13 protein-coding genes are annotated in these 12978 nt (G+C 74.7%); 6 read left to right on the forward strand and 7 right to left on the reverse strand.

Annotation, left to right across the window (positions count from 1 at the left end):
• The first annotated feature begins 97 nt into the window (after positions 1 to 97).
• Complete coding sequence (locus AB0M97_RS09965) at positions 98 to 1234, forward strand: MFS transporter (RefSeq protein ID WP_365960356.1); 1137 nt, start codon at positions 98 to 100, stop codon at positions 1232 to 1234.
• Positions 1210 to 1752 carry a GNAT family protein gene (locus AB0M97_RS09970; RefSeq protein WP_365960270.1) on the forward strand — a complete coding sequence of 181 codons (543 nt, stop codon included), beginning with the start codon at positions 1210 to 1212 and terminating at the stop codon, positions 1750 to 1752. The genes AB0M97_RS09965 and AB0M97_RS09970 overlap by 25 nt, the downstream gene beginning before the upstream one ends.
• 126 nt (positions 1753 to 1878) lie before the next feature.
• Here the strand turns inward: AB0M97_RS09970 and AB0M97_RS09975 are convergent, their stop codons facing one another.
• Positions 1879 to 2784 carry a 2-dehydropantoate 2-reductase gene (locus AB0M97_RS09975; RefSeq protein WP_365960271.1) on the reverse strand — a complete coding sequence of 302 codons (906 nt, stop codon included), beginning with the start codon at positions 2782 to 2784 and terminating at the stop codon, positions 1879 to 1881.
• Positions 2785 to 2893: 109 nt separating this feature from the next.
• On the opposite strand from AB0M97_RS09975, the gene AB0M97_RS09980 reads away from it, so the two are divergent.
• A complete protein-coding gene (locus tag AB0M97_RS09980; protein ID WP_365960272.1) occupies positions 2894 to 3124 on the forward strand; it encodes a DUF2277 domain-containing protein in 231 nt (76 codons plus the stop codon).
• A gap of 92 nt (positions 3125 to 3216) precedes the next feature.
• Here the strand turns inward: AB0M97_RS09980 and AB0M97_RS09985 are convergent, their stop codons facing one another.
• Positions 3217 to 3831 (reverse strand): VTT domain-containing protein, encoded by a 615-nt coding sequence (locus AB0M97_RS09985; RefSeq protein ID WP_365960273.1) that lies wholly within the window; start codon positions 3829 to 3831, stop codon positions 3217 to 3219.
• Positions 3832 to 4100: 269 nt separating this feature from the next.
• Here AB0M97_RS09985 and AB0M97_RS09990 point away from each other — a divergent pair, with 269 nt between their 5' ends.
• Entirely contained in the window at positions 4101 to 4688 is a 588-nt protein-coding gene (locus AB0M97_RS09990) for a superoxide dismutase family protein (RefSeq protein ID WP_365960274.1), read from the forward strand.
• Between the two features lie 63 nt (positions 4689 to 4751).
• Here the strand turns inward: AB0M97_RS09990 and AB0M97_RS09995 are convergent, their stop codons facing one another.
• The 4 genes from AB0M97_RS09995 to AB0M97_RS10010 all read right to left on the reverse strand — a co-directional run bounded on the left by AB0M97_RS09995 (position 4752) and on the right by AB0M97_RS10010 (position 9827).
• Entirely contained in the window at positions 4752 to 5198 is a 447-nt protein-coding gene (locus tag AB0M97_RS09995; RefSeq protein WP_365960275.1) for a DoxX family protein, read from the reverse strand.
• A 72-nt stretch (positions 5199 to 5270) separates the two neighbouring features.
• On the reverse strand, positions 5271 to 7217 hold the full coding sequence (locus AB0M97_RS10000; protein ID WP_365960357.1) for an FAD/NAD(P)-binding protein: 1947 nt from the start codon (positions 7215 to 7217) through the stop codon (positions 5271 to 5273).
• 244 nt (positions 7218 to 7461) lie between these two features.
• Positions 7462 to 9099 carry an alkaline phosphatase D family protein gene (locus AB0M97_RS10005; RefSeq protein ID WP_365960276.1) on the reverse strand — a complete coding sequence of 546 codons (1638 nt, stop codon included), beginning with the start codon at positions 9097 to 9099 and terminating at the stop codon, positions 7462 to 7464.
• Positions 9100 to 9182: 83 nt separating this feature from the next.
• Positions 9183 to 9827 carry an HNH endonuclease family protein gene (locus tag AB0M97_RS10010; protein WP_365960277.1) on the reverse strand — a complete coding sequence of 215 codons (645 nt, stop codon included), beginning with the start codon at positions 9825 to 9827 and terminating at the stop codon, positions 9183 to 9185.
• A gap of 398 nt (positions 9828 to 10225) precedes the next feature.
• Here AB0M97_RS10010 and AB0M97_RS10015 point away from each other — a divergent pair, with 398 nt between their 5' ends.
• Positions 10226 to 10807 carry a TMEM165/GDT1 family protein gene (locus tag AB0M97_RS10015; RefSeq protein ID WP_365960278.1) on the forward strand — a complete coding sequence of 194 codons (582 nt, stop codon included), beginning with the start codon at positions 10226 to 10228 and terminating at the stop codon, positions 10805 to 10807.
• A gap of 174 nt (positions 10808 to 10981) precedes the next feature.
• Positions 10982 to 11641, forward strand: a complete 660-nt coding sequence (locus tag AB0M97_RS10020; RefSeq protein ID WP_365960279.1) for an HAD-IA family hydrolase — start codon at positions 10982 to 10984, stop codon at positions 11639 to 11641.
• 139 nt (positions 11642 to 11780) lie between these two features.
• Here AB0M97_RS10020 and AB0M97_RS10025 read toward each other — a convergent pair whose 3' ends face one another.
• Positions 11781 to 12818: a peptidoglycan-binding protein gene (locus AB0M97_RS10025; RefSeq protein WP_365960280.1), complete on the reverse strand. Its 1038-nt coding sequence runs from the start codon at positions 12816 to 12818 to the stop codon at positions 11781 to 11783.
• Between the last annotated feature and the right edge of the window lie 160 nt (positions 12819 to 12978).

Genomic DNA, 12978 nt, shown 5'->3' on the forward strand with positions numbered 1-12978 from the left:
GGAGCAGGCGCGACGGGCGGGGGCGGGGGCGGGACGGGACCGGACGGGTGCGGCGCGGCCGGCTCCGTGGCAGAGGTCGGCGGTGCTCGTGGCCCTGATGCTGGCCGCCTTCACCTTCAACACGGCGGAGAACCTGCCGATCGGCCTCCTGGAGCTCATCGCCGAAGGCCTGCGGGTCTCGGTGCCGGCGGTCGGCCTCCTGGTCACCGGTTACGGCCTGACGGTGGCCGTCGCGTCCCTGCCGCTCGCCCACATGGTGCGGGCGGTGCCCCGACGCCACGTGCTCACGGGGCTGCTGGCCGCGCTCGTCGTGTCCAGCCTGGTCGCGGCACTGGCGACCTCCTACTGGCTGCTGCTCGCGGCGCGGCTGCTGACCGCGCTCGCCCAGGCGCTGTTCTGGGCCGTGACCGGGCCGGTCGCGGCGGGCCTGTTCGCCCCCGAGGTCCGTGGCCGCGTGGTCGGGGCGCTGTCCGTGGCCGGATCGCTCGCCCTCGTGCTCGGTGTTCCCGCCGGGACCTGGCTGGGCCGGCACAGCGGCTGGCCGGTGCCCATCGCCGTGCCGGCGGTCCTGGGGCTCGTCTCCCTGGTGACGATCGCCGTTCTGCTGCCGACCTCGCGTCCCGAGGACGAGCCCGCCGCCTACGCGACCGGTCCCGACGCCCGCCGGTTCGGGACCGTGCTGGCGGCCGGCGCCCTGTCCGCCACCGGGGCGTTCACGGGATACACGTACGTCGTGAAGTTCCTGGGCGACGTGAGCGGGTTCTCCCCGGACACGGTCACTGCCCTGCTCGTGGCTTTCGGCGCTGCCTGCCTGGTCGGGGTGAGCATCACCGGGGCGCTGCTGGACCGCTTTCCGCAGGCCGCGCTGACCGCTGCCGTGGCCACGCAGGCGGTGGGCATGCTCGGCCTGTACGCGGCCGGCGGCCATCCTGCGGCGGCGGTGGTGTTCCTGCTGCTGATGGGGGGCGCACTCGGGCCGGTGTTCATGACCACCCAGAACGCGATGCTGCACTGCGCACCGGGCCGCACCGACATCGCACTCGCGGCGAACTCCGGTTCCTACCACGCGGGCATCGCGGCGGGCGCCGCCCTCGGGGGACTGATCCTGCCGCTCGCCGACGTGCGGGGCACCTTCCTCGCCGGTGGGTCGCTGACCGCCGGGGCCTGTGCGGTGCTGCTCGGTGGACGGCTGCTGCGTAACGTGGCGGCATGGAGAACACGGGCGGGGGCGTGACCGGTGAGGACGTGCGCCTGGTGCCGTACGCGGACGGGGACCTGTGGTTGCTGCGCCGCCACAACAGCCCGGAGATGACCGGGCACTTGGGCGGCCCGGAGACCGAGGAGATGCTCCTCGCCCGGCACCGCCGGTATCTCCGACTGGCGGCGGGCGGGATGTTCCGGATCGAGTCGGCCGGCAGCGGCGAGACCGTCGGCCTCATCGGGTTCTGGGAGCACGAGTGGCGGGGCGGGACGGTGTGGGAGACCGGGTGGGGGATCCTGCCCGAGTTCCAGGGCAGGGGGCTCGCCGTACGGGCGGCGCGGGCGGTCGCCGGGGCCGCCCGGGACGCCGGCAGACACCAGTGCCTGCACGCCTTCCCGAAGGTGGACCACCTCGCGTCCAACGCGGTGTGCCGCAGGGCCGGGTTCACCCTGCTCGGGACGGTCGCGTTCGCATACCCCAAGGGCAACCCGATCACGTCGAACGACTGGCGGAGGGACCTGGCCGACGTCCGGCCCCCGCGGGACGGCTGACCGGCGGCGGGGGCCGGTTGTTCGTGCGGGGCGGTTGACCGGGGGTGGCCGATGTCCGGCTTCCTCGCGGGACGGCCGACCCCGCGGGCGGTCGGCCGTTCCGCCTGCCGTCAGACTTACCTGCCGTCAGTACCCGCGCTCGGTCAGCTCCCGCACCACGCGGGCGGTCACCGGAGCCGGTACGCCGTGGCGTTCGGCCGCGCGGAGCAGCGCGCCGCCGATCGCGTCCAGTTCCAGGGCGCGGCCCGCCTCGGCGTCCCGCTGCATCGAGGACTTCATGCCGGGCGGGAAGGCGTCGTACCGGGCGAGCGCCCCGGCCGGGTCCGCGGGGCCGCCGCACGCCCCGCTGATCGCCGCCGTCTCCGTCACCAGCGCGGTCAGCTCGTCGCGGTGCCGGGTGCGGATCTCGCCGAGGGGCAGGCCGTGGCGGGTGGTCAGCAGCGCGAACGGCGCGAGGAACGACATCTTCGCCCACAGCGCCGCCGCCTCGTCCTCCAGTACCCGGGTGGCCGGGCCCGCGGCGGCCAGGGTCGCGGCCAGGGCGTCGAGCCGCGCGCGGGGCACGGGGTCGCCTGCCAGGTCGACCTCGGTGAAGGGGCTGCCGTGCTGCACCACGCCGGGTGCGACACGGGTCGACTCGACGCGGATGACGGCGGGGGCGACGCGGTCGGTGCCGTAGCGGGCGCGCAGGGCGGCCGGGTGTTCGACGCCGTTCAGGAGCGGCACGAGCAGGCCGTCGTCGCCGAGCGCGCCGACCGGGACGCGGGTGAGGGCGGCGGCGAGGCTGGTGTGCTTCACCGCGACCAGGCAGGCGCCGACCGGCTCGCGCAGCTCGGTGTCCGCCTCGACGCGGGCCGTGAAGTCGCCGAACTGCCCGCTGCGCACCCGGATCCCGTCCGTACGCAGCGTCCGGGCGGTGTCCTCGCCGGCCAGGCAGATCACCCGGTGCCCGGCCCGCGCGAGCAGCGCGGCGAGCAGTCCGCCCACGCCGCCCGGGCCCAGTACGGCCACCGTGGTTGTGTCCTGCGCCATGTGTCGGTCCTCTCGTCGGTCGGCCCCGGGACGGTGGCCGCTGCGATCATGTTCCGCTCAATCCGGCCGGGGCGCGACGGTATTCCCGGGAACGAGCGAGACTGGGGGCATGTGCCGCAGCATCAAGACGCTCCGCCCGCCCGTCCTGCCCGAGGAGGCCACGGAGGACGACATCAGGGCCGCCGCCCTCCAGTACGTGCGCAAGGTGTCCGGCTTCCGGGCCCCCGCCGCGCACAACCAGGAGGTCTTCGACCACGCCGTGAACGTGATCGCCGAGGCCACGGCCGAACTGCTGGCAGGCCTGGAGGTACGGGGTCGGACGGCGAAACGCGCCGGGTGACGCGGCGGCGGACGTGACGTGACGGGTCGGGCAGGGGAGGGGCGGACGCCGGCGGTCGGCGACGCCGAAGAGCGACCGCAAGCAACCCGCCCCTACCTCGGCCCCCTCCGCATCAAATAGGCCGCCCCCGCCCCCGCCCCGAACAGCGCCGCCACGGACACCGCCGTGGCGAGCCAGGTCGCGCCGAGCCAGTGGCCGCCGAGGTAGCCGAGGGCGACGCTGTACGCGGCCCAGGACAGGCCGGCCAGCGCCGACCAGGGGAGGAACTCGCGGACCCGGCGGTGTGCGGCGCCCGCGCCGAGCGAGACCAGGGAGCGGCCGGCCGGTGCGAACCGGGCCAGGACGACCAGCGCGCCGCCGCCCCGCGCGAACGCCGCGCCGAGACGTTCCTGCGCGCCGGTGAGCCGGCGTGAGCGGGCGATCGCGCGGTCCAGCCGGGGTCCGCCGCTCCAGCCGATGCGGTAGGCCACCAGGTCACCCAGGACGGACGCCGTCGCGGCGCACAGCGTGAGGACCAGGATGTCCGGCACGTCGGCGGGCACCTTGCCGGTCGCCGCGCCGGTGCCCGCTGCCGCCGCTGCGGTGGCCGCCGTGATCACCAGCACGCCGCTGGGCAGCACCGGCAGGAACACGTCGAGCAGCACCGACAGGGCCACCACCGCGTAGATCCATGGGCTACCGGTCAGTGGCCCCATACTCTCCAGCACCGCAACTCCCCGTCGTTCCCCCGTGGGCCAGACCGTGCCGCCGGTGAACGACACGGGGGGAGCGGCAGGAGTGGCCGTGACAGCCATACAGCGTACGCCTGAGGTGTGACAGGGGGTTCACGGGGGGCTCGCGTGTTGGGCACGGCGCGTTCACCCGGCTGCCGCCCCCGGCGCGCGGCCGGTGCGGGTCTGCCGTAGCAACGGGGAGACGGGCGCGGACGGACGCCGGACGGACAACGGGACGGCCGGGCCCGGGAACGGTGGAGACCATGGCAGGACTGTGCGCGGGTGCCCTCGCGGCGGCCGTGTTGGTGACAGGCACGGCAGGCGCGACCGGCGCCGACGGTTACGCAACCGGCGCGAACGCCCACGCGCCCGGCGCCCACGGCCACTCGATGCGAACGGCGGCCTTCTTCGCGCCCCCCGCCGCCTTCCTGGCCGGCGGTCCCCCGACGGCGGTGACGTACGACACGAGACTCGTCCCGGTGGCCTCCTGGATCGAGGTGCGCCGGCGGACGCGGCCCGGGGGTGCCATGACGGTGACGCTGCGCGTGGCGGGGCTGAGGCCCGGCCATGCCTACGGCGTCCACGTGCACCGCAGGCCCTGCGGCGCCGACCCCGCGACGGCAGGCGGCCACTACCAGCACGAGCCGTCCGGCGACCCGGCCGCCGTCAACCCGCGCAACGAGGTCTGGCTCGACTTCACGGCCGACGGGCTCGGCCGCGGCGCGGCGAGCGCCCGGCACGAGCGGGGCTTCCGGCGCGGCGAGGCGTCCTCCGTGGTGCTGCACACCGCGCCGGGGGGCGGCGGCACCCGCGTCGCCTGCTTCACGGTGCCGTTCGACCGGCCTGCCTGAACGCGACGCTGCCCTCCCGCACAGCACGCGCGGAAGGGCACCGTCCAAACCAGGCCGGACCGGTCAGACCGCGACCGGAGCCTCCCGCGGAGCCTCCGCGGGCGCCGCGGAACGGCGCGTCAGCAGTTTGTCGACGCCGAAGGCGCCGGAGCCGGTGAAGACCAGCAGCAGGAACGCCCAGCAGAACATCGCCGCGGCCTCGCCGCCGTTCTGCAGCGGCCACAGGGACTCGGGCTGGTGCACCTTGAAGTACGCGTACGCCATGGAGCCCGAGGCGAGGAAGGCCGCGGCGCGGGTGCCGAGGCCGACCAGGACGAGGCCGCCGCAGACCAGCTGGATGACGGCCGCGTACCAGCCCGGCCAGGAGCCGAGCGGGACGGTGCCCCCGCCGTGGGCGCCGCCGAGCACGCCGAAGAGGGAGGCCGCGCCGTGGCAGGTGAACAGCAGGCCGATCACGATGCGGAACAGGCCGAGAGCGTATGGCTGAGCTCTGTTGAGGGGGTCGGTCATGGCAGAGGGACTCCTTCGGAGGTACCGGCCTGTGGCGGCGGACCGGCAGGGGACGGAACCGAATGGGGCACTTCACGTTAGGTGCGCCTCATCAAAGCTTGCAAGTTCAACATCTGGCCAAAGGTTTTCCACATACTGCAAACTCGCCCCACGGGTAACCGCACGTAGCACGGCTCTGGCTACCGCATCGGCGTCCGAAAGTGTGACCGAATCCACTCCTGGGCGCGCTCCGGCGGCCGTCACCCAGTGCACCCCCTCGGTCGGCACCCCGAACGCGAACCGCCCGGGATGCGGCCGCCCCTGCCGGTCGATCAGGAAGTACGGACGCCGCGTCACGTCCAGGCCGCCCGTCTCGTAGCCGTCGACCACATGCGCCCGGCACTGCCCGCTGCGCAGCAGACCGGCGAGCAGCTCGTCGGCCGTGCGGCGCAGTTCGGGCTCCGGAAGGCGGGCCTCGATCAGCGTCGCCGCCCGGACCCGGGAACCCGGCACGTCGGGGGAGTGCGCCAGCCAGGAGTCCTCCGCGCACCGCACCTCGACACGCGGCCCCAGCACCTCGACCACCCCCGCCTCGATCAGCGCGGCGAGTTCCTCGATGCGGCGCCGGGGCGGGCCGATGGACAGGAAGGCGTTGAGCGGGGTGTACCAGCGGTCCAGGTGGTCGCGGCGCGAGACGCCGGTCAGCCCTCCGTGGTCGACGATCAGCCGCAGTTCGTTGCGCAGGTCGCGCAGCACGTCGAGGGCGGCCTTGAGCGGGCCGTCCACATTGCCCAGGGCGGCCTGCGCGGCGTCCTCGCGCACGTACGCCAGCAGCCAGTCGCGCCACTCGCCGGGATGCGCGAACGTACGCGACCCGTACGGGCGGGCGATCCGCTCCCAGCTCCAGCGGTCGGCGGCGGCCACCCCGAACTCGTCCAGCAGCAGCGCCTCCCGCGGGTCGCCGTGCGGCACGGCGAGGAACCGGTCGGTGAAGCCGGGCCGGCGTGTCAGGCGCGCGTAGTAGACCGTCTCCACCTCCTTGGCGACCAGCGGCCATATCTCGGCACGGAAGTCCGGCGCGTCACCGGAGTCCGCGCGCTTGCGGAAGCCCGCGACGACCTCCGGGGTGAGCACCAGCGGGACGTGCCGCCCGTAGGGGCCCTTGGCGTTGTCGCCGCGCGCCTGGTACGGCACGCCGCGCCGCGAACCGGCGTACAGGCGCGGCTCGCGGCCGGACGGCACGTACCGCAGCCCGGCGCGGTCGCGCACGAACCGGCCGCCGCGGCCGGTGGTCAGCAGGGCCATGTGGTCGAAGAAGTTGAGGCCGAGGCCGCGCAGCAGCACCGGCTCGCCGGGCGCGAGCGACGACAGGTCGACGTCGGCCGGGTTCGCGGGCGGCACGTACCGCAGGCCGTGCCGCCGCGCGTACGAGGCCAGGCGCCGCTGCTCCGGGTCCGGCGTCACCGGCAGATGGCCCTGCGCGAGGACGACGGCGGCCAGCCCCGGCAGCACCCGGCCGTCGTCCAGGGTGAGGGCCTGGCGCCCGTCCGGGGTGTCCTCCAGGCGGGTGGCGCGGGCCGTGTGCGTCACCACGCGCACCCCGGGCGGCGCGTCGCGGACCGTCGTGGCGAACACCCACTCCAGATAACGGCCGTACTGGGCGCGGGTCGGGTAGTCGTCCGGGCCCAGGGCCGGTCCGCGGTCCCCGGCGGTCCCCCGGGCCGCCCACTCGTACAGGCTCGGGCCCGGCCGGACGGGGCCCGAGCAGTCCACGCTGTCGTCGGTGAACAGGGTGACCTGGCCGGCCACGGTGTTCATGAGCAGCTCCGGCGACTGCGCGGTGCGCCACACCCGGCCCGGCCCCGGCGGGTCGGGGTCGATGACGTGGACCGTCAACCCGGTGCCGGGCGGCAGGAGTTCCGGCGCGGAGGCGCACAGCCGCTCCAGGACGCTCGTCCCGCGCGGCCCGGCGCCCACGAGGGCGACGGCGACCGCCGCCGGCCTTCCGGCGCGGTCGGCGGCCCTCCCGTGTGCCGGTATGGATTCCTCGGTGGGGGCCTCGGTCGGTGCGGACAAGGGTGTGACTCCCGGGCGTGTGGCGCGTGGCAGTGCGGGTTCGTGGCGGCGGACCGCCCGCTGGAGGCGGACGGTCCGGGTCATCATGCCGTCGCCGCGCCGGACAGCCGACCTCCGGGCCGCAGGAACGGCCCTCACTGTGGGATGCCTCACGAGCATCCCGGGACACGCCGTCACAACGTCCGACAAACAGGCGCAGCAGGCGGGATTACGGGGTGAGTTCGGACTCCGTGACCGTCGTCAGCCGGGGCCCGGCACTGCCGCCGGCCCGCGCCCGCTCCAGCCGCAGCCGGGCCGAACGCCCCCGCAGTGTGAGCGTCATGAGCTGGTTGCCGAACCACGGCCCGCCGTCCTTGCGCCAGGTGACCGGCGGCCGCGGCACGCGCCCGTGCCGGGCGAACAGCCGTCCCAGCGCCCGCGCCGGGGCGCTCCAGCCGAACTTGAAGCCCAGCCGGATCGACAGCGGAACGGAGTTGTGCACGGGCGAGCACGTCAGCTGCAGCACCCGGGCGTCGGGGCCCCCGTCCGGCCAGGACGGCTCGGCCACGTACCCGTGGTGCACGTCCCCGGACAGCACGCACACCGTCGCCGGGGCCCCGGGCCCGCTGCCCGCCTCGGCGATCAGGCCGGCCAGCGCCTCGAAGGACGCCGGGAACGCCGCCCAGTGCTCCAGGTCCGCGGCGCGCCGTACCCGCTCGCCGGTCCGCGCCCACCACGTGCCCTTGGCGCCGCCGCACAGCGCCGCGTTCCAGTTCTCCACGTCGTGCACGAGATGCGGCAGCAGCCAGGGCAGCGAGGTGCCGATCAGCAGATGGTCGTAGGACTCCCGCTCGTCCATGACCTGTTCGCGCAGCCACGCCGCCTCACCCGCGTCGAGCATCGACCGCCGCTCCTCGTCCAGCACCCGCGCGGCGCGCGTGTCGACCATCAGCAGGCGTACGCGGCCGAAGTCGCGCCGGTAGCTCCAGCGGACCGAGGTGGGCTCGGCGTCGGCCCGGGCGGCGAAGGCACGCAGCGCGTCGGTGCCGTCGGAGGTCGCGCACACCTCGGCGTACAGCGGGTCGGCGGCCAGGTCGGCGGCGGTGAGGTTGCCGAGGTGCTGGTACACCCAGTACGACATCAGACCGCTCAGCAGCCGCTCCCGCCACCAGGGCGTGGCCCGCATGTCGGCGAGCCAGGCGGCGGAGGTGTTCCAGTCGTCGACGACGTCGTGGTCGTCGAAGATCATGCAGCTGGGCACCGTGGACAGCAGCCAGCGCACCTCGGGGTCGAGCCAGGACTCGTAGTAGAGCCGGGTGTACTCCTCGTAGTCCGCGACCTGGTCGCCCGGCGGTTCGGAGAGGTCGCGGCGGGCGGCGAGCCACTGGCGGGTGGCGCCGGAGGTCTCGTCGGCGTACACCTGGTCGCCGAGCAGCAGCAGCACGTCGGGCCGTTCGGCCCCCGGGTCGGCGGCGATGCGCCTGGCGAGCGTGTCCAGGGCGTCCGGGCCGACCGGGTCCTTGCCCCCGGCCGGCGGCGAGGCCCAGCGGCAGGAGCCGAAGGCCGCCTTGACCTCGTCGCCCTCGCCCGGCGCGCGGATGACGGACGGCGGGAACGGCGAGCCGGGCAGCGGCCACACGGGGACGCCGTCGAGGAACACCTCGTACGGCGTCCCCGTGCCCGCCGTGAGCCCGGTCACCGGCACGAGGGCGTAGTGGTGGCCCGCGACCTGGAAGGTGCGGGCCGTGCCGTGCGCGCCGTCGGCGCAGCGCACCTCGGCGGTGCACGGGCGGCTCGTCTCGACCCAGACGGTCGCCGACCGGCCGCCCGTGTACCTCAGCAGCGGTCCCAGCCGCAGTCCGGCCACGTGATCACCTCTTCCGTCGCCCCGTACGGTACGGGGCGACGGTGCCGGAAGGGGAGGCTTCCGTCACCGGAGAGCGGAGTGTGTCAGCAGCCGGACAGGTGGTTGGTCAGCGCGGACTTCTCGGCGGAGTCGACCGACAGGCCGTAGTAGTACTTCACCTGCACCCAGGCGCGGACGTAGATGCAGTGGTACGAGGTGCGCGACGGCATCCAGGTGGCCGGGTCCTGGTCGCCCTTGGCCTGGTTGACGTGGTCGGTGACCGCGAGGAGCTGCGGGCGGGTCAGGTCGTTGGCGAAGGCCTGGCGGCGCGAGGTGGTCCAGGAGCCCGCACCGGAGTCCCAGGCCTCGGCGAGCGGGACGAGGTGGTCAATGTCGATGTCGGAGGCGGCGGTCCAGGTGGCGCCGTCGTACGGGGAGTACCAGCTGCCGCTCGTGGCGTAGCAGGCGGAGTCGGTGACGACGTTCGAACCGTCGCGCTTGAGGACGGTCTCGCGCGTGTTGCAGGTGCCGCTGATGGTGATCCAGTGCGGGAACAGGTCGCGGCTGTAGCCGGTGCGGTTCTCGGTGCGCACGGGGAGCGTGGCGAGGTAGCTGCGGGCGGTGGCGCCGCTGACCGGGGTGGGCAGGGCCGCGGAGGCGGCCGGCGCGTTGAACAGGCCGGCGGAGGCGACGAGCCCGGCGAGCGCCAGCAGGATGCCGCAGCGTCGACGCGCGTAGAACTTGGCCATGCGAACTCCTTGGGAGGGACGGGCGTGGGGATACGAGCGGGGGAATGCTCGCGACGCCGTATGGCGGTGGGGTGTGCGTTCGGTAAGAAGCTAATGACGCGTACATGTCGTGTCCATGGGCGTGCGGCACCCCGTCGCGATCGGGTCGCGGTGCGCCGGTCGCGTACCATGGGGCGCGCAGAAGGGGAGTAGCTCTTCGCCGGACCGTCGACACACTGCTCAGCTCGTCTGGGCCGGCGCCCGGAGGCAGGTCCTCGCGGACCGGCCGGCGAGACCTTCGGCAAGCAGTGCACGCCAGTGCCGTCAGGCCCGGGTGACCCGTGTGCTGCCGTGCCGGGGTGTCGTGGCGGAAAGGCTCAGCGCTCTCGGTGGGGCAGCCCCGACCGATTGAGGAACCCTTGATCAGCTTCTCCGTGACGGCGATCGTCTTCGGCGTCGTCTTCCTCGCCGAACTGCCGGACAAGACCGCCCTCGCCGGCCTCGTCCTCGGCACCCGCTACCGCGCCTCGTACGTCTTCGCCGGGGTCGCCGCCGCCTTCGCGCTGCACGTCGCGCTCGCCGTCGCCGCGGGCAGCGTGCTCACCCTGCTGCCGCAGCAGATCGTGCACGCGCTCACGGGTGTGCTGTTCCTGGCCGGCGCGGCGATGCTGCTGCTGAAGAAGGACGAGGACGAGGAGGAGATCCGCAGGCCGGAGAACCAGTCCTTCTGGAAGGTCTCCGGGGCGGGCTTCATGCTCATCCTGGTCGCCGAGTTCGGCGACCTGACGCAGATCATGACCGCGAACCTCGCCGCCCGCTACGACGACCCGCTCTCCGTCGGCCTCGGCGCGGTGCTGGCGCTGTGGGCGGTCGCCGGGCTCGGCATCGTCGGCGGAAAGGCGCTGATGAAGCGGGTGCCGCTGAAGCTCATCACCCAGATCGCGGCGCTGCTGATGCTCGGCCTCGGGGTGTGGAGCCTGTGGGAGGCCGTGACCGGCTGAGCTGAACACCGGGTGAACGGTCGCGCGGGGCCCTGGCGCTCTCGGGGCTTGTTTTGTACCGTGGAGGAACAAAGTGGCTCCCGCCCGTTTTCCCTGACCGGCGGGCGGGGCCGTTTTGTCCCCCCGGGGCGGACCTCACGTCCGCCCCCGTTCCCGTTTCCCTGGAGCCTGCCGATGCCGGTCACCGCCGACCTCACCGCCCGCGCCCTCCTGCTCGACATGGACGGCACCCTCGTCAACTCCGACGCCGCCGTCGAACGCGTCTGGCGGCGCTGGGCCGAACGGCACGGGCTCGACGGCGACGAGGTCATGAAGGTCGTGCACGGCCGGCAGGGCTACGCCTCCATGGCGCTGCTGCTGCCCGACCGGCCCATGCACCAGAACCACGCCGACAACGCCCGCATGCTCGCCGAGGAGACCGCCGACACCGAGGGCGTCGTCGCCATTCCCGGCGCCGCCGCATTCCTCGCCGCCCTGGCCGACGTGCCGCACGCCCTCGTGACCTCCGCCGACGTCGCGCTGTCCACCGCCCGGATGGCCGCCGCCGGGCTGCCGCTGCCCGACGTGCGGATCACCGCCGAGTCCGTCGGCGCCAGCAAGCCCGACCCCGAGGGCTTCCTCAAGGCCGCCGCCGAACTGGGCGTGGCCCCCGCCGACTGCGTCGTCTTCGAGGACTCCGGCGCGGGCATCACGGCCGCCCGCGCCGCCGGGATGCGGGTGGTGGGCGTCGGGGCCCGGGCCGCCGTCCACCGGCCGGACGCGCTCGTGACGGACCTCACGGAGGTTGCCGTGGAGGTGCCGGCGGGCGGGGGCGTGCGGGTGCGGGTGGGGTGACGAGGGCCGAGGGCGCGGGTTGCTTCCCGCGCCGGGCCGCGCCGTCTCCGCCGTACCCGGCCGGGGCTCGGTCGCGGCGCCCGGGTTCGCCGCCCGCCGTCTCCGCCGTACCCGGCCGGGGGCACGTCCGTACGTGCCCCTACGGCTCCCGCGTCTCCGACTCCAGGCTTCGGCGGGTCTCCGGGCCGTACACCCCGAGCTGGCCCTCGCCCGTTTCCACACCCCGGGACCACTGGTAGTTGCGCAGGGAGTTCTCGACCTGGTCGGTGAAGCGGCCGTCGGCGTCGCCCGTGTACAGGTACAGCTGGCGCAGGCGCAGCTGGAGCTCGGTGACCTCGGGGCCCCGGTCGCCCCGGCGAAGGACGGCCGCCTCGCCGACCCGGCCGTCGTCCGGGCCGGACGACACGGTGCCGGTGGCCGTGACCGTCGGCGCCGCCGACGGCTCCGCGGGCTCCTTCGACGGGCTCGGGGAGGCGCTCGACCGCGACGGGCTCGGCGACGGCGAGGCGCTCTCACCGGCGGACGCGGTCGGCGACGCGGAGGTCGGCGACGCGGACGGGGACGCGCTGCCGCTCGCCGCGTCGGACACCGCGTCGGCCGGGGCGTCGGGGATGCTCGCCCGCAGGCCGGACGGCAGGGCGGAGTCCCGGGACGGCGTCTCGTAGGAGAACAGCCCGCTCGCGTACCCGGCCGCCGCGACCACGGCGACGACGCCTCCCGCGGCGGTGAGCAGCAGTCCGCGACGCCGACGGCGCGGGCGTGCGCCGTCCCTGTCGTCGCCGTCGTCCCCGGCCGGGCCGGTCCTCTCCACCTCCGCCGCTTCGAACAGCCGCAGGTCGGTGTCGCTCGGCGCGCCGGCCGGGGGCGCCAGGGGGGTGGGGAGCACGGAGGTGGCGTGGTCGGGGGCGGGGGCGTGCGGGGTGGCGTGGGGCGCTCCCGGCGTTCGTGAGGACTCTCCCGGCGTTTGTGAGGACGCTCCCGGGGCTGTCGCGGCACCGTCCAGCTCGACGTACGGCCTGATCCGCAGCGGGTCGAAGTCCTCCGCCGCCGCCACCTGGGCCGTACGGGCCTCGCGCAGGGCCTCGGAAGCGCGGCGCGCGCACGCGCAGGACGGGGTGTTGTCCGGCTCGCGCGGCGCCCCGCACTCCGGGCACGGGTGCCCCTTCGGCTTCGCCATGTGATCGTCCCCTCCCTTCGCGTCCCCCAGCGAACCCCAGAGATTATCCAGTCCTGCGCTGCACCTTGTGCGACAAGCCCCCCGGAACAACGGGTTCCAGCGGGACTCAACGGGCCATAACCGGCCACACCGTTCAGGATGGAAGGGTCACCGAGAGCCT

Source organism: Streptomyces sp. NPDC051207 (assembly GCF_040682395.1).
Classification (GTDB): Bacteria; Actinomycetota; Actinomycetes; order Streptomycetales; family Streptomycetaceae; genus Streptomyces.

Bases quoted from the DNA above. Each gene is read 5' to 3' on its own strand.
- AB0M97_RS09965 (WP_365960356.1), top strand. From the start codon at position 98: ATGCTGGCCGCCTTCACCTTCAACACGGCGGAGAACCTGCCGATCGGC.
- AB0M97_RS09970 (WP_365960270.1), top strand. From the start codon at position 1,210: ATGGAGAACACGGGCGGGGGCGTGACCGGTGAGGACGTGCGCCTGGTG.
- AB0M97_RS09975 (WP_365960271.1), bottom strand. From the start codon at position 2,784: ATGGCGCAGGACACAACCACGGTGGCCGTACTGGGCCCGGGCGGCGTG.
- AB0M97_RS09980 (WP_365960272.1), top strand. From the start codon at position 2,894: ATGTGCCGCAGCATCAAGACGCTCCGCCCGCCCGTCCTGCCCGAGGAG.
- AB0M97_RS09990 (WP_365960274.1), top strand. From the start codon at position 4,101: ATGGCAGGACTGTGCGCGGGTGCCCTCGCGGCGGCCGTGTTGGTGACA.
- AB0M97_RS09995 (WP_365960275.1), bottom strand. From the start codon at position 5,198: ATGACCGACCCCCTCAACAGAGCTCAGCCATACGCTCTCGGCCTGTTC.
- AB0M97_RS10010 (WP_365960277.1), bottom strand. From the start codon at position 9,827: ATGGCCAAGTTCTACGCGCGTCGACGCTGCGGCATCCTGCTGGCGCTC.
- AB0M97_RS10020 (WP_365960279.1), top strand. From the start codon at position 10,982: ATGCCGGTCACCGCCGACCTCACCGCCCGCGCCCTCCTGCTCGACATG.
- AB0M97_RS10025 (WP_365960280.1), bottom strand. From the start codon at position 12,818: ATGGCGAAGCCGAAGGGGCACCCGTGCCCGGAGTGCGGGGCGCCGCGC.